General features: G+C 70.1%; 23 protein-coding genes and 1 riboswitch. Of the genes, 10 read left to right on the top strand and 13 right to left on the bottom strand.

The genetic code is table 11. The annotated features are described in order from the left end of the window. Window positions 1-5: 5 nt before the first annotated feature. On the bottom strand, window positions 6-455 hold the full coding sequence (locus BY998_RS20930; protein ID WP_110353632.1) for a PAS domain S-box protein: 450 nt from the start codon (window positions 453-455) through the stop codon (window positions 6-8). A gap of 159 nt (window positions 456-614) precedes the next feature. Between BY998_RS20930 and BY998_RS20925 the strand changes: the two genes are divergently transcribed. Then, complete coding sequence (locus BY998_RS20925) at window positions 615-1,058, top strand: OsmC family protein (RefSeq protein ID WP_110353631.1); 444 nt, start codon at window positions 615-617, stop codon at window positions 1,056-1,058. Between the two features lie 42 nt (window positions 1,059-1,100). Then, entirely contained in the window at window positions 1,101-1,463 is a 363-nt protein-coding gene (locus BY998_RS20920) for a nuclear transport factor 2 family protein (RefSeq protein ID WP_110353630.1), read from the top strand. 134 nt (window positions 1,464-1,597) lie between these two features. Here BY998_RS20920 and BY998_RS20915 read toward each other — a convergent pair whose 3' ends face one another. After that, on the bottom strand, window positions 1,598-2,740 hold the full coding sequence (locus BY998_RS20915; RefSeq protein ID WP_110353629.1) for a DUF2778 domain-containing protein: 1,143 nt from the start codon (window positions 2,738-2,740) through the stop codon (window positions 1,598-1,600). Between the two features lie 301 nt (window positions 2,741-3,041). Beyond that, a riboswitch (cobalamin riboswitch) is annotated at window positions 3,042-3,252 on the top strand. Window positions 3,253-3,438: 186 nt separating this feature from the next. Between BY998_RS20915 and BY998_RS20910 the strand changes: the two genes are divergently transcribed. Both BY998_RS20910 and BY998_RS20905 read left to right on the top strand, forming a co-directional pair. After that, window positions 3,439-5,598, top strand: coding sequence for a TonB-dependent siderophore receptor (locus BY998_RS20910; protein ID WP_245421688.1), 2,160 nt, complete (start codon window positions 3,439-3,441; stop codon window positions 5,596-5,598). A gap of 2 nt (window positions 5,599-5,600) precedes the next feature. Then, complete coding sequence (locus tag BY998_RS20905) at window positions 5,601-6,755, top strand: heparan-alpha-glucosaminide N-acetyltransferase domain-containing protein (RefSeq protein ID WP_110353628.1); 1,155 nt, start codon at window positions 5,601-5,603, stop codon at window positions 6,753-6,755. A 15-nt stretch (window positions 6,756-6,770) separates the two neighbouring features. Here BY998_RS20905 and urtA read toward each other — a convergent pair whose 3' ends face one another. The 8 genes from urtA to BY998_RS20865 form a co-directional block, all read right to left on the bottom strand. After that, window positions 6,771-8,012, bottom strand: coding sequence for an urea ABC transporter substrate-binding protein (gene urtA, locus BY998_RS20900; RefSeq protein ID WP_110353627.1), 1,242 nt, complete (start codon window positions 8,010-8,012; stop codon window positions 6,771-6,773). Between the two features lie 189 nt (window positions 8,013-8,201). Further along, window positions 8,202-9,074 (bottom strand): urease accessory protein UreD, encoded by an 873-nt coding sequence (locus BY998_RS20895; protein ID WP_110353626.1) that lies wholly within the window; start codon window positions 9,072-9,074, stop codon window positions 8,202-8,204. Continuing rightward, complete coding sequence (ureG, locus tag BY998_RS20890; RefSeq protein ID WP_110353625.1) at window positions 9,074-9,718, bottom strand: urease accessory protein UreG; 645 nt, start codon at window positions 9,716-9,718, stop codon at window positions 9,074-9,076. The genes BY998_RS20895 and ureG overlap by 1 nt, the downstream gene beginning before the upstream one ends. Then, the gene (ureC, locus tag BY998_RS20885) at window positions 9,715-11,427 is read right to left on the bottom strand and encodes an urease subunit alpha (protein WP_110353624.1); all 1,713 of its coding nucleotides are present in this window, start codon (window positions 11,425-11,427) and stop codon (window positions 9,715-9,717) included. The genes ureG and ureC overlap by 4 nt, the downstream gene beginning before the upstream one ends. A 16-nt stretch (window positions 11,428-11,443) precedes the next feature. Further along, complete coding sequence (locus tag BY998_RS20880) at window positions 11,444-12,139, bottom strand: urease subunit gamma (protein WP_110353623.1); 696 nt, start codon at window positions 12,137-12,139, stop codon at window positions 11,444-11,446. A gap of 13 nt (window positions 12,140-12,152) precedes the next feature. After that, window positions 12,153-12,833, bottom strand: a complete 681-nt coding sequence (locus BY998_RS20875; RefSeq protein ID WP_110353622.1) for an urease accessory UreF family protein — start codon at window positions 12,831-12,833, stop codon at window positions 12,153-12,155. A gap of 4 nt (window positions 12,834-12,837) precedes the next feature. Further along, window positions 12,838-13,302 (bottom strand): urease accessory protein UreE, encoded by a 465-nt coding sequence (ureE, locus tag BY998_RS20870; protein ID WP_110353621.1) that lies wholly within the window; start codon window positions 13,300-13,302, stop codon window positions 12,838-12,840. A gap of 204 nt (window positions 13,303-13,506) precedes the next feature. After that, window positions 13,507-14,553, bottom strand: coding sequence for a DUF2778 domain-containing protein (locus BY998_RS20865; protein ID WP_110353620.1), 1,047 nt, complete (start codon window positions 14,551-14,553; stop codon window positions 13,507-13,509). A gap of 538 nt (window positions 14,554-15,091) precedes the next feature. On the opposite strand from BY998_RS20865, the gene BY998_RS20860 reads away from it, so the two are divergent. Beyond that, window positions 15,092-15,808: a Crp/Fnr family transcriptional regulator gene (locus BY998_RS20860; RefSeq protein ID WP_245421686.1), complete on the top strand. Its 717-nt coding sequence runs from the start codon at window positions 15,092-15,094 to the stop codon at window positions 15,806-15,808. A 7-nt stretch (window positions 15,809-15,815) separates the two neighbouring features. On the opposite strand, the gene BY998_RS20855 is transcribed toward BY998_RS20860, so the two are convergent. The 3 genes from BY998_RS20855 to BY998_RS20845 all read right to left on the bottom strand — a co-directional run bounded on the left by BY998_RS20855 (window position 15,816) and on the right by BY998_RS20845 (window position 18,008). Further along, the gene (locus tag BY998_RS20855) at window positions 15,816-16,013 is read right to left on the bottom strand and encodes a hypothetical protein (protein ID WP_110353619.1); all 198 of its coding nucleotides are present in this window, start codon (window positions 16,011-16,013) and stop codon (window positions 15,816-15,818) included. A gap of 38 nt (window positions 16,014-16,051) precedes the next feature. Then, the gene (locus BY998_RS20850; RefSeq protein ID WP_110353618.1) at window positions 16,052-16,762 is read right to left on the bottom strand and encodes a Crp/Fnr family transcriptional regulator; all 711 of its coding nucleotides are present in this window, start codon (window positions 16,760-16,762) and stop codon (window positions 16,052-16,054) included. Window positions 16,763-16,886: 124 nt separating this feature from the next. Continuing rightward, window positions 16,887-18,008 (bottom strand): NAD(P)-dependent alcohol dehydrogenase, encoded by a 1,122-nt coding sequence (locus BY998_RS20845; protein WP_110353617.1) that lies wholly within the window; start codon window positions 18,006-18,008, stop codon window positions 16,887-16,889. A gap of 297 nt (window positions 18,009-18,305) precedes the next feature. On the opposite strand from BY998_RS20845, the gene BY998_RS20840 reads away from it, so the two are divergent. The 5 genes from BY998_RS20840 (at window position 18,306) to BY998_RS20820 (ending at window position 21,501) form a co-directional block, all read left to right on the top strand. Further along, window positions 18,306-18,680: a YciI family protein gene (locus tag BY998_RS20840; RefSeq protein WP_110353616.1), complete on the top strand. Its 375-nt coding sequence runs from the start codon at window positions 18,306-18,308 to the stop codon at window positions 18,678-18,680. Next, window positions 18,677-19,939: an RNA polymerase sigma factor gene (locus BY998_RS20835; RefSeq protein ID WP_110353615.1), complete on the top strand. Its 1,263-nt coding sequence runs from the start codon at window positions 18,677-18,679 to the stop codon at window positions 19,937-19,939. Before BY998_RS20840 ends, BY998_RS20835 begins: the two co-directional genes overlap by 4 nt. Before the next feature lie 84 nt (window positions 19,940-20,023). Continuing rightward, window positions 20,024-20,440 (top strand): glyoxalase/bleomycin resistance/extradiol dioxygenase family protein, encoded by a 417-nt coding sequence (locus tag BY998_RS20830; protein WP_110353614.1) that lies wholly within the window; start codon window positions 20,024-20,026, stop codon window positions 20,438-20,440. A 77-nt stretch (window positions 20,441-20,517) separates the two neighbouring features. Further along, window positions 20,518-20,982 (top strand): SRPBCC family protein, encoded by a 465-nt coding sequence (locus tag BY998_RS20825; protein WP_110353613.1) that lies wholly within the window; start codon window positions 20,518-20,520, stop codon window positions 20,980-20,982. A gap of 42 nt (window positions 20,983-21,024) precedes the next feature. Continuing rightward, window positions 21,025-21,501 carry a VOC family protein gene (locus BY998_RS20820; protein ID WP_110353612.1) on the top strand — a complete coding sequence of 159 codons (477 nt, stop codon included), beginning with the start codon at window positions 21,025-21,027 and terminating at the stop codon, window positions 21,499-21,501. Window positions 21,502-21,574: the final 73 nt, after the last annotated feature.

The raw sequence follows: 21,574 nt of genomic DNA, 5'->3' as shown, positions 1-21,574 counted from the left end.
TGGCCTCAGGCGCAGACGAGTGTGCCCAGGGCCTCCTCCAGTTCCGCCACGCGGCGGCGGAGATTGCGCTCTTCCTGAAAGCGCTCGGTCTCGTCGCGGATGATCGCGGCGATGCCGATGACCGCGCCCTCCGCGTCGTGCAGCAGCGCGACGGTGAAGGCGATGGAGAGGGACCGACCGTCCTTGTGCAGGGCCGGGACCTTGAGCAGCGACGTGCCGTAGCGGGTCTCACCCGTACGCATCGTCTTGGCGTAGCCGTCCCAATGGCGTCGGCGATGACGCTCCGGGGTGATCAGGTCGAGACTCTCGCCGAGAGCCTCGGATTGCGTGAAACCGAAGATTCGCTCGGCGGCCGGATTCCAAGTGACGATCCGTCCGTCCGCATCGGAAATCACGACCGCGTCGCCGATCGCCGCGACGAGGCCGGATATGTCAAAGGCCTGGGCCTGTTCCATATCGGCGGCTGCCTCCTTGGCTTCCCCGGTCGAGGCCGCTCTTTACGGTGGCCCATCGATTGGCATCTGGTATACCAAATACGATTAGAAGGTCAAGGCAGGCGCGACGCCGCGAACGAGATCCGGCCTCGATCGTTAGGGAGGGGGAGGAAGCCCAGCATGTCGGACAAGCACAGCATCCGCATCCGGCAGGTCGAGGCCTATGCCTTCCGGGTCGAATTCGGCGAAGCCTTCGCGCCGCTGCTGACGGACGAACCCGTGCCGATCGGCGGCGGGACCGGCCCCTCGCCGGAACAGGTGCTGATCGCCGCGGTGAGCAACTGTCTGTGCGCGAGTCTCGTCTTCGCGCTCGGGAAGTACCGGCAGGAGGGCGGCGGCGTCAGCGCCGAGGCGATCGGGCGCGTCGCCCGCAACGACGAGGGGCGGCTGCGCCTCGTCGGCATCGAGGTCGACATCGCCGTCGGGGCGGAGGCCGGGTCGATGGACCGGCTCGACCGGGTGCTCGAACAGTTCGAACGGTTCTGCACCGTCTCCGAGAGCGTCAAGGCCGGCATCCCGGTCACCGTCGCGGTGCGGGACGGACGGGGCGAGCGCCTCAAGTGAAGCGCCTGAAGTGACTGCCACGCGAATGGGAGGAGACGAGCGATGAGTGATCGGGAACCTGCGAGGGAGCCGGAGGATCTGGCTCGACTGTTCCATGCCCGGGCCAATGCGGGCGACGCGGAAGGCCTCGTAGCCCTCTACGAGCCGCAGGCGGTGCTGGCCGCGGGTGATGTCGTGGCGACGGGTACGGAGGAGATCCGCCGCTTCTACACGGACCTGCTGGCGCGCAAGTCCGACTTTCCCGAGCCCGAGACGCTGCCGGCCATCCGCCAGGGCGATCTCGCGCTCACGTTCGCCCGTCTTCCGAACGGCTCGATCTCCGTCGAGGCGGCGCGCCGCCAGAACGACGGCACTTGGCGATGGGCGATCGACCAGCTCAAGATCAAACCCGTCTCCAAGGGCTGACGGGCCCCGCGGCGGCCGAAATCAGGGTTTCCGAAAGGGCAAGCCCTTTCGCGGGTCCAGGGCAGAGCCTGGGTTGAAAGGGAGCCGGGGCACTGCTCCGGCGCCCCGCCAGAGGGGTGATCTTTTGGGATCGCTCAATCCGAGGCCGAGGCCGAACGGCGCGTCGCGGTGCCGCGACGGTTGGCGAAGACGCCCGGGGCGGCGCCCGGCACGACGACCATGCGCCGGACCTCGCCGCGCAGATAGGCCTGCAGGAAGCGGGTGTAGTTCTTGAACACCACGCAGCCGTTGGAGGCGCCGCTCGGGCCGAGCATGTAGGTGTGGGCCAGGATGCCGTCGCGCCCGTGGATCGCGCGCGAGCCGCCCACCGGGTTGAGGCGGATCGCCCGCACGCCGTGGAACAACGCCTCGCGCTCCCTCAGGTCGTAGACGCCGGGCGGGGTGGCGCCGCGCATCCGCACGTGGACGTAGTCCGGATTGTCCTGGGCGACGCCGAGACCCGAATGGGCTTCCAGCACCTCACCGCTCGGCAGCGTCACGGTCGCGGCGCTGATGTCGTAGACGGCCACGCCGGGCTCCGCGACCGGACCCGGGACGAGCCGCCGCCGGGCCGCCGAATCGACGGCGCCGCTGTCCAGCGCCGCGTAGGCCATGGCCTTCTCCTGGGACGGGGCGGCGGGCAGATCGAACATCTTCTCGAAGAACGAGCGGTCGTCGGTGACCGCGGCGCTGAACACGCTGCGGGTCGACTCGGCCGCGCGCGGCGAGGACGCCGCCGCGACGCGGGCGCTGCCGAGGCGCGCCGTCTGCATCGGCGGCTCGAGGCGGAACCCCTCGGGCCGGCGCACGGGCAGCGGAACGGTGAGTGCGATGCGGGCCGCGGTGGGCGGGGCGGGGCGGGCGGCCAAGGCCGGGGCCGCGGCGGCTACTTCGGCCGTGGGGAGGGCGGCCAGGGCCGCGGCGGGCTCCGCGGCTGCCGGCACCGGGACCACGGTGCGCGGCGCTGCCTGCGTGAAGCCGCGGCTGGCCGTCTGGAGAACGGGCGCGGGATCGAGCATCCAGGCCAGGGCGGCCGCCTGATCGGTCTCTGCCCGCTCGGTGCCGCCCGATGCCTGCGCGCCGTCCATCGCGGCCGGCGCCGCCGCATCCTGCGGCTGCAGCATGCCGGCGAGCGCCAGACCCCCGAGGGCGGTCAGCGCGAGCGCCGCGACCGGCAGCCGGCGCCGACGGCGGACAGGCCGGGCGGAACGGTTCTGGACGAGCTCGGCGATGTCCATGGAGGCGGTACTCGGTACGCGGATCCCGCACGGCTCCCACCGTCATTCCCGATGCGGATGCACGGAAATGGCGCGCGGGATGGCTTCGCCGGTTAGGGAAGGATCAACCTTAAGCCTTCGTCATTGAACGGGATCTTGGTTAATCTTGCCTAAAAGCGTGCCGCGAAATCGCCGGTCGTCGCTGCCCTCGGCCTTGCCTCCGGGCGGCAGACGGGAGGGGACGCCGTGGCCGGCCGGACACAGGGAGTGTTATGTTGTTACGTTTCGCTCCTCCGGTCGTTGACCGGGTGCCGCATTGCAGCGAAGGTAATGCGGCCAAGGTTCCTGCGGACTCGTCGCCCGCGGGCTAAGAGGGAATTCGGTCCGTCCTTCGGGGCAAAGCCGGAGCTGCCCCCGCAACTGTGAGCGGTAAGTCCCCGTCGTAAAAGGTCACTGGTGCCCCGTGCACCGGGAAGGCCGAGGGGGGTGTCGACCCGTGAGCCAGGAGACCTGCCTCGGCGCGACCATGTCCCCCGGACGGGGTGTTCCGGCGGTGTGTCCGAGCGGCGAGCGCATCTCTGTGCGCGCCGTCGACCGGGCACGCGCCGCGGCTCGCCTCCGAACAGCCCCGAGCGCGCATCGTGAGAGTCCGGACGAACCTGATTGGCGGAGAGGAAGGCTCGCAGGCACGCCCGCCCGCGCAGCCGGACCGCGCCGCAATCCGCCGTGGCTGGCCGGCAATTCTGCTCGCTGCGCTGCTGCCGGGCTCCGGCGCGCTCGCGCAGGAATCGGTGACGCTGGAGGAACTCGCGGTCGAGGGGGAGGCCTCCGGCCGCGGCGTCGGCAACGGGGCGCCGACCGGCGGGACGGCGGCGGGCGGCGCGATCGGCCTGATCGGTCCGACGCCGGGCTACCGCGCCGACCGCGCGGTGAGCAGCACGAAGACCGACACGCCCCAGCGCGACGTGCCGCAGATCGTGACGGTGGCGCCGCGCGAAGTCATCACGGATCTCGCCGCCACCCGCGTCGACCGCGTCTTCAACTACACGCCGGGCGTGGCGCAGCAGAACAATTTCGGCGGCCTGTCGGTGTTCAGCTACGCCATCCGCGGGGTCACGACCTCCGAGATCTACAAGAACGGCTTCCCCTTGAACCGCGGCACGCCGCCCCCGCCGGACACGCAGAACGTCGAGCGCGTCGAGGTGCTGAAAGGCCCCGGCGGCGGGCTGTTCGGGCGCAGCGATCCGGGCGGGCTCGTCAACATCGTCACCAAGCAGCCCACGCGTGAGCGCTTCCTCGAGATGGGCGGGCTGTGGGGCTCGTTCGAACAGTTCCGCGGCACGGTGGATTCCGGCGGCGCGCTCAACGAGGACGGCACGCTTCTCTACCGCTTCAACCTCGCCGCCGGCCGCCAGGGCAGCTTTCGCGATTTCGTGGACGGCGACCGGCTGCTCGTGGCGCCCGTCCTGAGCTGGCAGATCACCCCGGACACGCGGATCACCGTCGAGACCGAGTTCCTGCGCAACCGTATCGTGTTCGACCGCGGCGTCATCGCCATCAATGGCCGGCTCGGCCTGCTGCCGATCTCGCGCTTCCTCGGCGAGCCGGGCCAGAGCACCTACCAGACCAACAATACCATGCAGGTGCGGGTCGATCACCGCTTCAACGCCGATTGGCAGATGCGGCTCGCCACCCACTTCAACACCGGCACGCTGGAGGGTGAATCCGCCGAAATCCGCGCCATCGCCGCCGACAACCGCACCGTCTCCCGCGACCGCAACGTGCGCGACTACCGCTGGGACACGGCGATCGGCCAGGCCGAGGTGGTCGGGCGCTTCGACACCGCCGGCATCGGCCACACGGTGCTGCTGGGCTTCGAGCGCGAGAGCACCGACAGCCGCGTGCTCTATCTGCGCTCGAACTTCCGCACGAGCCCCTACGCCATCGACATCTACGATCCGCGCTACGGCCAGCCGCTGCCGCCGATCACCATCCCGCGCAACAATCTCGAGCGGATCACCAACACGGCGCTCTACGCGCAGGACCAGATCAGCCTCAGCCCGGAATGGAAGGCGTTGCTGGGCGTGCGCTTCGACTTCTTCGAGCAGTCCTTCCGCGAGCGCATCCCGCGTTCCCAGGTCGATCAGACCTATTTCGCGGCCACTCCGCGCGCGGGCCTCGTCTACCAGCCGATTCCGGAACTCGCGCTCTTCGCCAATGTCGGCACCAGCTTCCGGCCCAATATCGGCCCCGATGCCGCCGCCGTGGCGGTCTCCGGTCCGTTCGCGCCGGAGACGGGCATCGGCTACGAGGTCGGCAGCAAGTTCGACCTGTTCGGCGGCGCGCTGGCGCTCACCGCCACCGCCTTCCGGGTCGACCGGGAGAACGTGCTGACGCCCGATCCCAACAACTCGGCCTTCTCGCTCGCCGCGGGCGCGGTGCGCAGCCAGGGCTTCGAGCTGACCGCCGCCGGCCAGATCACGCCGGAGATCAAGCTGCTGGCCGGCTACGTCTATGCCGACGCAGTGGTGACGCGGGACAACGTGCTGCCGGTGGGCACGCCGCTCATCAACGTGCCGCGCCATTCGGGCAGCCTACTCGCGGTCCACGAGGTGCAGGCCGGTCCCTGGAAGGGCCTCGGGATCGGGGGCGGCGTGCGCGGCGTCGGTGAGCGGGCGGCCGATGCCGCCGACAGCTTCGTCCTGCCGGCTTACATCGCCGTCGATGCGCTGGCCTATTACCGCTACGAGAACTTCCGCTTCGGGCTGAATGTCGAGAACCTCTTCGACACGGAGTATTACGAGAGCTCGCTCAACCGCTTCCGGGTCTATCCCGGCGCGCCGCGCCGCTTCACCGGTACGATGACGGTGCGGTTCTGAGCATGACTCGGCAGGAGGACGCCGTTTCGCGCGCGCGCATCGGCAGCATCGACGCCCTGCGCGGGCTGGTGATGCTCTTGATGCTCGTCGATCACGTGCGCGAGTTCTTCTATCTCCAGGCCCAGGTGAGCGACCCGGTCAATCTCGCGGCGACGCCGCCGGGCCTGTTCCTGACGCGGGCCGCCTCGCATCTCTGCGCGCCGGTCTTCCTGCTGCTCACCGGCCTCTCGGCGCACCTCTACGGGCAGAAGCACGGCGGCCGGGCCGCCACCGCCCGCTTCCTGCTCACCCGCGGGCTCTTCCTGATCGTCCTCGAAGTGACGCTGGTGAACCTTGCCTGGACCCGCAGCCTGCTACCGCCGATTCTCTACCTGCAGGTGATCTGGGCGATCGGGCTCAGCATGGTGGCGCTCGCCGCCCTGCTCTGGCTGCCGCGGGCGGTGCTGATCGCCCTCGCGCTGGCGATCATGCTCGGGCACAACGCGCTCGACGGAATCGTGCTGACCCCCGACCAGCCGGGCTACGCGCTCTGGGCGATCCTGCACCAGCGGGGAATGATCTCGCTGCCCTGGGGCGCGGCGCGCACCTCTTACCCGGTGCTGCCCTGGATCGGCGTGATTGCGGCGGGCTACGTGCTGGGACCGCTCTTCGGAGCGGGAATCGATCCGGCCATGCGCCGCCGACGCCTCGTCGCCCTCGGCCTGACGTGCCTTGCCGCCTTCCTGACCCTGCGCGGCCTCAACGGCTACGGCGATCCCCACCCGTGGCAGGCGGGCAAGGACTGGGGGGCGAGCGCCCTGTCCTTCATCAACCTCACCAAGTACCCGCCCTCGGCCGACTTCCTGCTCGCGACGCTCGGTCCCGGCCTGCTGCTGCTCGCTGGGTTCGAGCACCTGCCGGCTCGCCTCCGCGGGGTGCTCACCGTCTTCGGCGGAGCGCCGCTGTTCTTCTACCTCGCCCATCTCTGGGCCCTGCGCGGGATCCACGACGGCCTCGCCGCCCTCGGGCTGGCCGGTCCCTCGGGCCGGGTCGAGGTGGGGGCGCCGGTCCAGATCTGGCTGATCGCGGCGGCGCTTGCGCTGGCGCTCTACCCCGCCTGTCTCGGGATGGTGCGGCTGAAGCGGCGCAGCCGGTGGCGGGGTCTGAGCTACCTCTGACCCCGCCCGAGCCGCCTACTGATAGCCCTTTGGGAACGGGTTCGGCTCGATCAGCTCGGGGCTCTCGTAGACCACGTCGAACTGGCCGTCCGCCCGTGCGCGGGCGACCCGCGTCTTCGACCAGAGGTGATGGTTCTCGTGGATCTTCACGGAGCCCTCCGGCGCGTCCTTCATCTCGATGCCGGGGGAAGCCTCGATGACCCGGTCGATCTCGAAGGTGCCGGCCTTCTCGACCGCCGCCTTCCACAGGAACGGGCTCAAGTAGGCCGCCTGTGTGGCGTCACCGATGACGGTCTTCTCGCCCCAGCGCTTCCGGAAGTCGGCGACGAACTTCTCGTTGGCCGGGTTCTTGAGCGACTGGAAGTACTTCATGCAGGTATAGGCGTCGGCGATGTTGTCGCCGCCGATGCCGTCCACCTCGTCCTCGGTGACGGAGACCGTGACGAGGGTCTGCTTCTTGAGGTCGATGCCGGCGGCCTTGAGCTGCTTGTAGAAGGCCACGTTCGAGCCGCCGACGACGGTCGAGAAGATCACGTCGGGCTTCTTGAGCTTGATCTTATTGATGACCGAGTTGAACTGCGTGTGGCCGAGCGGGAAGTATTCTTCGCCCGCGACCGTGCCCTTCAGCACGCTGGTAATGTGCTTGGTTGCGATCTTGTTGGTGGTGCGCGGCCAGATGTAGTCCGAGCCGACCATGAAGAACGTCTTGGCGCCCTTCTCCTTGCCGACCCAGTCGAGGCCCGCCAATGTCTGCTGGGTCGCCTCCTGGCCGGTGTAGATGACGTTCTTCGACTGCTCCAGGCCCTCGTAGTAGGTCGGATAATAAAGCAGGCCATTATACTGCTCGAAGACCGGCAGGACCGCCTTGCGCGAGGCCGAGGTCATGCAGCCGAATACCGCCGCGCAATGGTCGTTGACGACGAGCTTGCGCGCCTTCTCGGCGAATGTCGGCCAATCGGAGGCGCCGTCCTCCTGGATGATCTTGATCTGACGGCCGAGCACGCCGCCGGCCGCGTTGATCTGCTCGATGGCGAGTTTTTCCCCTTGCGTCGTTCCGGTCTCGGAGATCGCCATGGTGCCGGTCAGCGAATGCAGGATGCCGACGGTCACCTCCGTGTCGGTCACGGCGAGCGCCCCTGCGCCGGCCTGCGCGAAGGCGCGACCGGGCAGGGCACTCAGCAGCGGGGAGGCGGCAAGGCCCAGCATGAGCCGGCGGCGGAGATGGAAGTGAGCGTCGTTTCGGTCACGCGAGCGCATGTGTCTTCGAAGTCCTTCGAACGTCATCCGGCAGATCGGCTCGAATGACGGCCGTTAGGCCGCCAGATGATGCCAGTGCCCCCGTCCATATTTCTTCTGAAGAAGCCAAATTGCATCAAGGAGAATTGCTGTGCGGTCTGCCCATATTTCTTGCGATATGCTGCCTGCCTGAGCGTCGATGGCCGGTCTTTACTTTCGGCGCCGCCCCGGCGCGCATCCGCTCAGGACCTCGAACACGATCCGGAACACCGCATCCATGCCCGCTGACAGCGCACCGCCGTCCGGGGCGAGCAGGCGCAGGCCGAGTCCCGCGCCGTTCGGCAGCGGGCTCACGCCGGTCAGGCAGCCGACTGCGTCGGCCGCCTGCCTCAGGCGGAGGCCGGCCAGGCGCGCGTCGTCCGGCGCGCCGAGCACGACCATCGTGCCGTAGGCGCGGTGAGGCCCCATCGGTGAATCCGGCGCCGCGAACGCCGTCCCGTCGATGCGGCTGCGCTCCCGCACCAGGGCGCGCCCTTCAGGGGTGCGGATCGTCAGGCCGAGGTCGAGCCGGTCGAACGGACGGCCCTCGCCCGCGGGGTCGTGACAGGCGATGCTCTCGGTGACGATGGCGCGGGCGCCGGGCTCGGCGGTGATCGCGGTGGAGACGGCGAGGTGTGCACCCGGAAACAGGATCAGCGGATCGGGATTGAGCGCGAGGAAAGCATCCGCGGCGATGGTGAGCCGCGTCTCCTGGCGCGAGGGTTCGGGGCTGCCGCGATGCACGACCGTGCCGGCCTGCGTGGTGACATGCGCCCGCGCGCCGGTTCGCGCCTCGACCGCGAGGGTGAGGTGGTCGGCGGCGTAGAGGCCGCCGGAGGCCGATTGCAGGTAGAGGGTCGCGAGATCCGGACTTGCCGGATGCATCCGGAAGGCGCGGGTGATGTGGAACGGGTAGGGCACGACCTGCCGCGACAGCACGGTGGTGCCCCCGCCACGGGCGAAGACGAGGGACGCCTGCACCCGGCGCCCGACCGGCGCGGTTGGGGGAGGCGTCTCGGGAAGGCCGTCCAGCGACAGGGCCATCAGGGCGCGAACAGCACGGCGCGGCAGATCGCGTCGGCCACCGCCTCCACGCCCTCGCCGGAGCGGGCATTCGTGGCGGCCACGGGCTTGGTGCCCCGCACCCGCGCGGCCTCCGCCAGCATGCCGGGCAGATCGACGCCGACATGGGGCGCGAGATCGGTCTTGTTGATGACGAGGAGGTCGCAGCGCAGCACGCCGGGGCCGCGTTTGCGCGGGATGTCGTCGCCACCCGCCACGTCGATCACGAAGATCCACCAATCGACGAGATCGAGGGAGAAGGTCGAGGCGAGGTTGTCGCCCCCCGACTCGAAGATCAGGAGCTGGAGCCCTGGAAACTTCGCCTCCAGATCGTCGCCCGCGGCGATGTTGAGGGTCGGGTCCTCGCGGATGACGGTGTGCGGGCAGGCGCCGGCCTCCACCGCCTCGACCCGGGCCGGGTCGATCAGCCCGGAGCGGCGCAGGCGCTCGGCATCCTCCTTGGTGACGAGGTCGTTGGTGACGACCGCGAGATCGACGCCGCGCGCCTGGAGCGCCGGGATCAGCCGCTCGATCAGCGCGGTCTTGCCGGAGCCGACGGGGCCGCCGATGCCGATGCGGGCGGCGGTGACGGATTCGGGCGGGGCGGGGGAGGGAGACGCACTCATCGCAGCATGTACCGTTGAGCCAGCGGCAGGACGGTCGCGGGCTCGCAGGTGGCGAGCTGCCCGTCCACGAAGACCTCGAAGGTCTGCGGATCGACCCGGATCTCCGGGCAGGCGTCGTTCCAGAGCATGTCGGCCTTGGTGAGCCGGCGGGTGCCGCGGGCCGGCAGCAGGTTCTTTCGCAGGCCCAGGCTCTCGCGAAGCCCGCCCTCGATCGCCAGCGGGTGGACGAAACAGGCCGACAGCCCCTGCTTGGCGAGCCCGAACGCGCCCCATTGCGGGCGCATCAGCATCGGCTCGCAGGTCATCAGCGAGGCCGCGGAATCGCCCATGGCACCCCAGGCGATGAAGCCGCCCTTGATCACGAGTTCCGGCTTGATGCCGAAGAAGGCCGGGCGCCAGATCACGATATCGGCCATCTTGCCGGGCTCCAGCGAGCCGATGTGCTCTTGGATGCCGAAGGTGCGCGCGGCGTTGATGGTGTATTTAGCGATGTAGCGCTTGATCCGGGCGTTGTCGCCGAAGCCCGGCCGTTCCTCCGGCAGGCTCCCGCGCTGGTCCTTCATCTTGGAGGCGAGCTGCCATGTCCGGCAGATCACCTCGTGGATGCGGCCCATGCCCTGACTGTCGGAGCCGAGCATCGAGATCGCGCCGATATCGTGCAGCACGTCCTCGGCCGCGATGGTCTGCGCGCGGATGCGGCTTTCGGCAAACGCCACGTCCTCGGGCAAAGCCGGATTGAGGTGGTGGCACACCATCGTCATGTCGAGGTGCTCGTCGAACGTGTTGACCGTGTAGGGATTGGTCGGGTTCGTCGAGGAGGGCAGACAGTGGGGCAGCCCCGCCACGCGGATGATGTCCGGCGCGTGCCCGCCGCCGGCGCCTTCCGTGTGGTACATGTGGATCGTGCGTCCGCCGATCGCCGCCAACGTGTCCTCCACGAAGCCCGACTCGTTGAGCGTGTCGGTGTGGAGCTGGACCTGGAAGTCGTATTCGTCGGCAAAGCCGAGGCAGGCATCGATCGCCGCCGGCATCGCCCCCCAATCCTCATGGATCTTGAGGCCGAGCACGCCGGTCTCAAGCTGTTCCTTCAAGGCCGCCGGCTTGTGGGTGTTGCCCCTTCCCAAAAAACCGAAATTGACGGGCCAGGCTTCCGCCGCCTGAAGCATTTTTCCCGTGTTGAACGGCCCGCCGGAATCGATGCCCACCGTGATCGGCCCGAGCGAGCCGCCGAGCAGCGTCGTGATGCCCGACGCGATGGCGTGGTCGGGCAGCCCCGCGGAATCGAAGTGCACGTGCACGTCGATGGCGCCCGGCGTCGCGATCAGCCCCTCGCAGTCGCGCACCGTGGTGCCGGCCGACACGATCAGGCGCGGATCGACCCCGTCCATGATCGCCGGGTTGCCGGCCTTGCCGAGACCGACGATGCGCCCGTCCTTGATGCCGAGATCGCCCTTCACGATACCGATCACGGGATCGATGACGAGGACGTTGCACAGGAGGAAGTCGAGGGCTCCTTCCGCCGCCGTGACGCCGGGCGCGAGCCCGATGCCATCCCGAAGCGTCTTGCCGCCGCCGTGCAGGCACTCGTCGCCGTAGACCGCGTGATCGTGCTCGACCACGGCGATGAGCGAGGTGTCGGCGAGCCGCACCCCGTCGCCGGTGGTGGGACCGTAGAGGGCGGCGTAGTCGCGCCGGGGGATCGTGACCATGTTTTCCGCGTCTCCCTCAGGCGCCCTTGAAGCCGCGGGCCTTGGCGCGGGCCAGCGCGTCGGCGCGGGCGGCCTCAGAATCGAGTTTGCCCTGCGTCAGGTTGTTGAGGCCGGTGAGTTCCCGGTCGCCGCCGAAGCCCGTGAGCGTCACCGTCTTGCGCTGGCCCGGCTCGAACCGCACCGCCGTGCCCGCCGGGATGTCGAGGCGGAAGCCCAGCGCCCGGGCGCGGTCGAAATCGAGCGCCCGGTTGACCTCGAAGAAGTGGTAGTGCGAGCCGATCTGCACTGGCCGGTCGCCGGTGTTGACGACATCGAGGCTCACCCGCGGTCGCCCGGCGGCAAGCTCGATCTCGCCCTCCGCCGGCAGGATGGCGCCGGGTTCCAGCGTGTCGGGCTCCGCCCCTTCCGCCGGCCGGATCGGCTCGTGCACGGTGACGAGCTTGGTGCCGTCGGGGAAGACGCACTCGACCTGCAGGATCGGCATCATCGCGGCCACCCCCGGCATCACGTCGCCGGTCGTCAGGATGGTCGAGCCCCAGCCGATGAGGTCGGCCACGGAGCGCCCGTCGCGGGCACCCTCCAGGATCGCGTCGGTGATGATCGCCACCGCCTCCGGGTAGTTGAGCTTCAGCCCCCGCGCCCGCCGCTTGCGGGCGAGTTCGGCGGCGGTGAAGATCGTGAGCCGTTCCATCTCGGTCGGCGTCAGCAGCATCGGCGCGGCTCCTTCAATTCGCGAACAGGCGGAGTTCGGCCTGGGCTTGGCGCATGGCGGCGATCTCGATCAGCGGAGTGAAGCCGGTGAGTTCGATGGCACCCGCCGGCTCGGGCACGGGCCGCTCCAGAAGTTCGGCGATCAGCGGCAGCGCGCCGCCTAAAGTCCGCTGCGCCTCGATCGCCCCGACGGCGCCGAGCCGCACCGCGGCCGAGGTGAGCCCGCTGGCGAACAGGTAGCCCGAGACCGACGCCGCTCCGCGCTCGTCGAGGCCGAGCGCCGGCCAGAGCGCGCCCTGGACCGTGGGAAGGTGCCCGAGCAGCCGGCCCGCCCGCACGGCCGCGCGCAGGTCGGCGGCGCCCGGCGTGCCGAGGCGGGCATGCGAGGCCAGCAGCGAGGCGCCGTTGCGGCGGCTGCCGACCCGCATCGGCTCGGAGAGCGAGGCGGCCTCGAGCGCCGCGTCGATGGCCGCGAGGGGGGCGATGGCGCCGCCCGCGCGGTGGGCCAGGATCAGCGCGACCCGGTCGGTCTCGGCCCAGCGGAAGCGTAGGGCCGCCGCCACGATGCGGGCGAGCGCCGCCTCGTCGAAGGCCGGATTCTCGGCCACCAAGCCTTCGAGGCCGTTGGAGAAAGCGAAGCTGCCGCTCGGGAAGGCCGTGTCGGCTTGCTGGAGCGCGGTGAGGGCGGCGAGCAAGGCCTCAGGCCTCCTCGACCGCCGCGTCGATCGAGTGGGTGACGCGGCCCTCCTCGACCAGGGCGCCGAGGCGGACGAGGTAATCCTCGACCGGCCCTTCCAGCGCGACGAGGATCGCGCCGTGATCGAAGCGGACCCGCCAGTGCAGGTTGCCGGCATGGTAGCCGAGTTCGAGCGCGTCGGCGGTGGAACGCGGTACGAGCCGCAGCCAACTCTCGGCGCCGACGCGGGCGACGAGGGCGTGACCATCTTCGAGGACGAGCACGGCCCCGTCGAACAGGGCCTGATCCCGCGGCAGGGCCAGCGCGATCTCCTCGCCTCCGACCGTCGTCGCCCGCAGGCGCCGCCGGGCCACGTCGGCGCTCGGCACCCGCAGGATGTCCACCGCGCCGTGATGTTCGAGGTGATGCAGGCGTCCGGCGAGCCCCGCTTCCGACCGGCTGCCCAGAACGCGTTGGATCACACGCATACGCCACGACTCCGACACCAGACTCGAAGGGCGCACCGGGCCCGGTCTCGGGCGGCGGTGCGACGCGCCGGGGAGATCCCCCGGGCCACCGAGAGCCGGACGGCCTTCGGAAGCGCTTCGGGTTATGCCAGAATCAGGCCAAGTCTTAGCGTGTGGAGAATTTAATTTTCTCAAAAAGAAATCATGAGTTGCATGCGCGGCGCCTCAGCGCGAGGCGACCATCGGTGCCGCGTCGCGTCCGCGGCCCGGGACGACGACCACGCGGCGGATCTCGCCGCGCAGGTAGGCCTGCAGGAACTTGTCGTAATCCCTAAACGAGATGCAGCCGTTCGAGGCGCCGTTCGGACCGAGCAGGTAGGTGTGGGCAAGCAGGCCGACGCGGCCGTGAATCGCCTCGCTGCCGCCGAGCGGCGTGAGGCGCAGCGCCCGCACGCCGTGGAACGGGGCCTCGCGCTCGGTCAGGTCGTAGGTGCCCGGCGGGGTGGAGCCGCGCATCTTGAGGTGGACGTAGCGCGGGTCGTCCATGCTCTCGCCGAGGCCGGAATGGGCCTCCAGCCGCTCTCCGCTCGGTAGGACCACGCTCTGCGCGCTGATATCGTAGACGGCGATGCCGCCCTCGACGGCGGGAGCGGCCGGCGGAACCGGCGCGGCGAGGCGCCTGCGGGCGGCCGACTCGGCGGCGCCGTTCTCCAGGGCGGCGTAGGCGAGGGCGGGGGCCGGGGTGGCGGGCTTCTCCACGCCGAGCAACTTCTCGAAGAAGGTGCGCGTGTCCTCCACCTCGGCCGGCGTGACCACCGCCGGCACCCGGCGCGCGGCCAGCCGCTCCGCCCGCCGCAGGGCCGTCGCCGCCCCGAGGCTCGTCAGCTCCGGCGGGCGCCGTAGGGGCAGAGGCACGATCTGGGCGAGGAGCACCGTCTCCTGCGCGGCGTCCGGCAGCCAGAACGGGTCCGCCAGGCCGAACCGGGCCTCGGCCGGGGCGGACAGGGTCCGCGGCGTCCACTCCGCCAGCGGCGCGGCCGGGGGCTCGGTTGCCTCGTCGGGGGAAGGACGAGCCTCCTCCTTCGCAGGATCGATGTCCCGCTCGGTGATGGCAGCGAAGGTGGTGGGCTCGGGCGAAGCCGCGGGTTTCACCTCGGCCGTGTCGTCTGGCCGTGCGATCGGGGGCGCGAGCGGCGCGGAGGCGTGCAGGGTCAGCGCCGCGGCCAGGAAGCCGGCGGCGGGAAGAGCCCGCGAGAGAAGTGGATGTGCCATGTCGCGCCGCCCCGGTCCCGCGCGGCCTTGCCGGCCGCTGCGGATGCGATGCGAGACGGGCCTCGAGGGCCGACTCGCCGATCGGCGGCAGAGTGGCCGGGGGCGCTCGGCGATTTCGGGGCGAGATCATGGTCGGGTCGGGGTAAAACTTGAGCGACCTTCGGGCCGCGGGCTCAGCGATGCCGCAATTCAAGCTTTCGCGGCGCCCGCGCAGCGTATCCGCAAGGGTTCGCCCGCAGCCCCGACCGCCGCCTCGATGGGCGAAATCCCGTCCTTCGCCGCGTTGGAAGAAGGACGGTAGGAAGCTGCACGCCCGACCTGAAGTAATGAAATGTGTTCAATCTGCGCGGCGTCGTACTCGTTGCGCCGCGCGGGCCGTGGACCAAGAGCTGCGGCGACAACATATGCACATTTCTCATCCGCCGCGAAATGTCTGATTCCAGACCCTACCCCGCACGCATGCACAATCTAGTCGCCTTCGACAGGTAATCCGGTATGCGACAGGAGCCTTCTCTTGCTCCACTCCTGATCCGCGGCCTTGTCTGCTTCCCCAACCTACAAGAATCATCTGCTGGCCCGCCTCGGGGAGGGGGATCTCGCGCTGCTGCGGCCGGATCTCGAACCGGTCGACATGCCGCTGGGCATGGTGCTCGTCGCACCCTCCGAGCCGATCGCCTACGCCTACTTTCCGGAGGTCGGGCTCTGCTCCGTCGTCGCCTCGCAGGGTGAGAACCACATCGAGATCGGCCTGTTCGGCCGCGACGGACTCGCCGGCGTCGTCCTGGCCCTCGGGGTCGACCGCATTCCGCACCAGATCTTCATGCAGGTGAGCGGGCGTGGCCACCGCATCCGTGCCGACGCGCTCACGCGGGCGATCGAGGCCAGTGCCTCGCTGCGCCGGCTGCTCCTGCTCTACGTGCAGGCCTTCCTGCTTCAGGTCAGCCAGACGGCCCTGGCCAATGCCCGGGCTCCGGCCGAGGAGCGGCTCGCCCGCTGGCTCGTCATGTATCACGACCGCCAGGACGGCGACGACCTTTCGGTCACCCACGAGTTCCTGTCCATCATGCTCGGCGTGCGCCGTCCGACCGTCACGGTCGCCCTGCAGATGCTGGAGGGGGCCGGCCTGATCAAGGCGCGCCGCGGGCGCGTCCTCGTTCTCGACCGCGCCGGCCTCGTCGCGGCCGCGGGCGAGGCCTACGGGCCGGCCGAGGCGGAGTACGAGCGCCTGATCGGGGTCCTGCGCCGAACCGCGTAGCCGCGCGTCAGGCCGGCGTGTCGCAGGGAATCTCGGTCAGCACCCCGCCCGCCTCGTCGGTGATGACGAAGACGTCGCGCTGCCACGCACGCGGCGGGCCGTAGATGTGGGGCAGGCGCCGCATCTCGCGCAGCGTGTCGAGGACGAGGGCGCGGGCGGCCGCAAGGTCGGGCAGCGCGTCGCCTTCCCCGTCGCGGATGAGCACGCCGTTGCGGCGGATGTTGAGGAAATAGCGCGGCAGGATCAGGCCTCCGCCAGCGAGCGTTCGTATTCCGTCTCCGCCGGCCCGTCGGTGTCGCCGGCGAACTCCATCAATCGCTCCCGGTCGAGCACGGTGATGCGCCCGCGCTTGGCCCGGATCATCCGGGCGCCCTCAAGGATGTGCATCGCCGTGGTCACGCCGGGCCGGCGCACGCCGAGCATCATCGCCATGAAGTCGTGCGTGATCGGCAATTCGTCCCTGCACAGGCGGTCCTGTATCATCAGAATCCAGCGAGCCAGCCGCGCCTCGATGTTGTAGTCGGCCGTCGCGTAGACGGTTTGCCCGACCTGCACGATCAAGCTCTGGACGTAACGCCCGAGAATGCCCCGCAGTGCCGGGCTGTCATCGAGTGCCGCACGCAGTTCCGACGCCGCGATGCGCAGCATCGGGCCCTCCGCCTGCACCATCGCGTTGTGCGGCGTGCGATCGGTGCCGAGGACCAGCGAGACTCCGATGATCCCCTCGTAGCCGACCAGCCCGATCTCGACGCGGCCTTCCCGGGTATCGGCGACGAGGGAGACGAACCCGTCCTGCGCGAAATAGGCGTGGGTGATCGGCTGGTCGGCCGCGATCAGGATCTGCCGCACATGGCCCGGCACGCTCTCCAGATGCGGGCTGAGCCGGGCGAAATCGTCCGGTCTCAGCGCAGCCAGGAGGCGATTGCGGACGCTGGATTGCTGAAGATCAGACACGATGCGGCTCCTGCCTGGGTGAGGGCGCGCGGTCTCTCGACTGTGCACCCGAACCCTCGGCAACCGATCTCCTGCCTGTCATGTTCTCGCGCGCGGACCTGTACCGGCCCGCCGCGAAAGCGAGTCAGGGCGTGATCGCGATCTTCAGCACGCCGTCGCGCTGATGCGCGAAGAGGTCGTAGGCCTCCTCGATCGCCTCCAGGCCGAAGCGGTGCGTGACCAGCGCGCGGGCATCGATCCGCCCGGAGGCGACGACCGACATCAGGCGGCGCATGCGCTCCTTCCCGCCGGGGCAGAGCGTGGTGACGATGGTGTGGTTGCCGAGCCCCGCCACGAAGGGGCCGAGCGGGATGCGCAGATCCTCCGAATAGACACCGAGGGAGGCGAGCGTTCCGCCCGGACGCAGCACCCGCAGGGCGGCCTCGAAGGTCGATTGCCGCCCCAATGCCTCGATCGCGACATCAACGCCCCGGCCGTCGGTGATCCGCATGATCGCATCGACCGGATCTTCCTTGGAGAAATCCACGATCTCGTCCGCACCCATGCTGCGGGCGACCTGCTGGCGCTCGGGCACGCATTCCACGGCGATGATCCGCGTGGCGCCCATCAGCCGCGCGCCGGCCGTGGCGCAAAGACCGATCGGCCCCTGGGCGAAGACCGCCACCGTGTCGCCGATCCGCACGCCGCCGCTCTCCGCCCCCGAGAAGCCCGTCGACATGATGTCGGGACACATGAGGACCTGCTCGTCGCTCAAACCGTCCGGAACGGGGGCGAGGTTCGTCATGGCATCGGGCACGAGGAGGTATTCGGCCTGGGAGCCATCGATGGTGTTGCCGAAGCGCCAGCCGCCCATGGGCTTGAAGCCGTACTTCGTGTCCGGACCGTCCTGCGAGAGGCAGCCGCAGAGGCAGGCGGCGCTGTGCCCGGACGGCGTGATCGCGCCGGCCACCACCCGCCGGCCCTCTCGGAACCCTCGGACCGCGCTCCCGAGCCGCTCGATGATCCCGACCGGCTCGTGGCCGATCGTCAGGCCGCGCGCCACCGGGTACTCGCCCTTGAGGATATGGATGTCGGTGCCGCAGATCGTCGTCGTGGTGATGCGGATGAGGGCATCGAGCGGCCCGATCTCGGGGACCGGCTTCTCATCCAGCACGATGCGCCCCGGCTCGACGAAGATCGCCGCCTTCATGCGCGCCGCGCGGGCTCGGTTGCGCTCGGTGATACGGGTTTCGGCCTGACCGTTCATGCCCTGTCTCCATTCAGGGCCCCCCGAACCTCAACTCGCGAGACGACGAAAAGTTGTTCGAGCGTCTTAGCATGCCACGATTGATTGTGCGTGCGGGCAAATCTTCCGCCTCTCCGCCGGCCTCCGGCAGGCGATGCGGGGCGCCGGATCGACCGGGTGCGGATAATCTCTGCCCCGCGCTGTCGGATTCGGGCGCCGCCGCGCGTCCTGACAAGAGCGCCTGGGCAAGAGCGCCTTGGCAAGATCCCATTGGCAAGAGCGCTCTGGGAAGACCGTTCGGCCCGAGAAGGAGACGCCATGCTCTACACCATCCTCTGCTACAAGGACGAGGACGTCGTGACCGCCTGGAGCGAGGCGGACGACGCCGCGGTCATGGCCCGGCTCGGCCGCGTGCACGAGCGGCTGGAGGCGCAGGGCAAGCTCGGGCCCTCGCTGCGGCTCCTGCCGACGACCGCCGCCACGACCCTGCGCAAGTCGAGCGAGCCGCCGCTGATCATCGACGGGCCCTTCGCCGAGACCAAGGAGCAATTGCTCGGCTTCTACGTCGTGGACGTGGCCGATCTCGACGAGGCGCTGGAAATCGCCCGCGATCTTGCCACGGCCAATCCCGGCGGCGCCTACGAGCTGCGTCCGGTCCTGCTCTACAATCCCGATCCGAGGCGCGCGGGATGAGCGAGGCCGAGCCCGACGCCGCCTGGATCGCAGCCGCCCTCACGGCGGCCCGGCCGCAGGTTCTGGCCGCCCTGCTGCGGGTCTTCCGCGATCTCGATACGGCCGAGGAGGCCTTCCAGGAGGCGTGCCTGCGGGCGCTGCGGACTTGGCCGCGCACGGGGCCGCCGCGCACCGTCGCGGCCTGGCTGATCCTGGTCGGCCGCAACGCCGCCCTCGACGGTCGGCGCCGCCTCGCCCGGCTGACGCCGCTGCCGCCGGAGGAGGCCCTGTCGGACCGCGACGACGCCGAGGCGCCGCTGGCCGAACATCTCGACGACGCGTCCTACCGCGACGACATCCTGCGGCTGCTGTTCATCTGCTGTCATCCCGATCTGCCGGAAACGCAGCAGGTCGCCCTGGCGCTGCGCATCGTCTCGGGTCTCAGCACGGCGCGCATCGCCCGCGCCTTCCTCGTCACGGACACGGCCATGGAGCAGCGCATCACCCGGGCCAAGGCGCGCATCGCCCGCAGCGAGGTGCCCTACGAGACGCCGGGGCCGGCCGAGCGCGCCGCACGCCTCGCGGCGGTCTCGGCCATGCTCTACCTCGTCTTCAACGCCGGCTACTCGGCCGGGACCGGCTCGGAGCGGGCGGAGCTCTGCGACGAGGCGATCCGTCTGGCGCGCCTGCTGCTGCGCCTGTTCGGCAGCGACGCGGAGGTGATGGGGCTCCTGGCCCTCATGCTCCTCCAGCACGCCCGCTCCCCGGCCCGGTTCGATGCGGAGGGTGCGATCGTCCTGCTCGACGATCAGGACCGGGCGCTCTGGCGCGCGTCCATGATCGCCGAGGGCTTGGCCCTGGTGGACAAGGCGATGCGCCACCGCGCCCCCGGGCCCTACCAGATCCAGGCGGCGATCGCCGCGCTCCATGCCCGCGCCGCGCGCCCCGCGGAGACGGACTGGGCGGGGATCGCGGCGCTCTACGCCGCCCTGGAACGTCTGCAGCCCTCGCCGGTGGTGAGTCTCAACCGGGCGGTGGCGGTCGGGAAGGTGGGGGGCGCCGAGGCCGGGCTCGCCCTCGTCGAGCCGCTCGGCGACCGGCTCGACGGATACTTTCACTTCCACGGCCTGCGCGGCGCCTTCCTGATGCAGCTCGGCCGGCGCGCGGAGGCGCGAGAGGCGATGGGGCGGGCCATCGCCCTGGCCGGCACGCCGGCCGAGGCGGCGCATATCCGGATGCAGCTCGACCGGCTGAGCGAGGGGATGAAAGAAAATCTCTGAACGGCTGTCGGATGCCGCTCAGCTTGCACGTCCTTGGGACGAGGCCGCCGAGCCTGGGAGGCGGCCGGAGAGGGGAGCACCTGCATGAGCCTGACGAATCCCGAGACCTCCGCCGCGCCGGTGAAGGGCGGTCTGGTCACCTATCTGACGGTTGAGGGCGCCCTGAAGGCGGCCGCGTTCTACGCCCGCGCTTTCGGCGCCGAGACCGTCGCCTCCCTGCCGGTCGACGAGCAGGGCCGGACCTGCCACGTGCATCTCCACGTGAACGGCTCGTCGCTGATGCTGAGCGATGCCTATCCCGAGCACGGCCACCCGTTCCAGGCGCCGCAGGCCTTCAGCCTGACCCTGATGGTCGATGACATCGATGCCCGCTACGCCCGTGCCGTCGAGGCGGGCGCGACCGCACTCATGCCGCCCTCCGACATGTTCTGGGGCGACCGCTACGGCCAGCTCCGCGATCCCTTCGGCGTGACCTGGGCGATGAACCAGCCCAAGGGCTGATCCTGCCCGATCCGCCATCCCGAACGGCGCGCCGCCGCGCCGCTCCCCCGCCCCGACACCCGACCGCGAGTGCGACGATGACCGAGACGAACCTGCACGAACTCGTCCTGACGCGCCTGATCCCGGCCTCGCCCGCCGCGCTCTACCGGGCCTGGACCGAACCGGACCTCATCATGCGCTGGTTCGCTCCGGCGCCCTTCAGCGTCGCCCGGGCCGAGACGGACCTGCGCCCGGGCGGCAGCACCTGCATCGTCATGCGCGGGCCGGACGGCACGGAATTCCCGAGTTCCGGCGTCTATCTCGAACTCGTCCCGAACGCCCGCATCGTCTTCACGAACGCCTATACCCGCGCCTGGGAGCCCTCGGCCAAACCCTTCTTCACCGGCATCATCACCTTCGAGCCGGAGGGGAGCGGCACGCGCTACACGGCCCGCGCGCGGCACTGGTCGGCTGAGGATTGCGCCGCGCACGAGGCGATGGGCTTTCACGAGGGCTGGGGCCGCTGCGCCGACCAGCTCGCGGAACTGGCCGCCGGCCTGTAGCCCGCCGAGGACACCGCCCGGAACGAGGATGGAGAGGATCCGATGTCGACCGTCAGCACGTGCCTGTGGTTCGCGCAAAGTCCCGAGGAGGCGGTTCGCTTCTACGTTTCGCTCGTGCCCGGCTCCAGCCTGGGGATCACCCAGCGCGCCCCCGGTTCCTGGCCGGGCGGGTCGGCGGGCGAGGTCATCCTGATGACCTTCACCCTCGGCGGGCAGAGCTTCCAGGCCCTGAACGGCGGCGTGCCGGCCGATTACGGCACGGCGGCCTCGATCTCCGTCTCCTGCGCGGATCAGGGCGAGGTCGACCGGCTCTGGGAGGCGCTGACGGGCAACGGCGGCACGGAGATCATGTGCGGCTGGCTGCGCGATCGTTGGGGCGTGCCCTGGCAGATCGTGCCCGAGATCCTGCCGCGCCTTCTCGCCGATCCGGACCCCGCCGTCGCCGCCCGGATCTTCGCCGCCATGCAGGCGATGATCCGGCTCGACGTCGCCGCCCTGGAGCGCGCCGCTGCCGGCTGACGGTTCGGACCGACGGAGCGCATCGCGCGTCGTCCGAAATATTCGCTGAGAGTTGAACCGTAAGATTGTACCG

Source organism: Methylobacterium sp. B4, from assembly GCF_003201865.1.
Classification (GTDB): Bacteria; Pseudomonadota; Alphaproteobacteria; order Rhizobiales; family Beijerinckiaceae; genus Methylobacterium.
The sequence above is the reverse complement of the archived record's forward strand: the minus strand, read 5'-3'. Positions and strand labels throughout refer to the sequence as shown.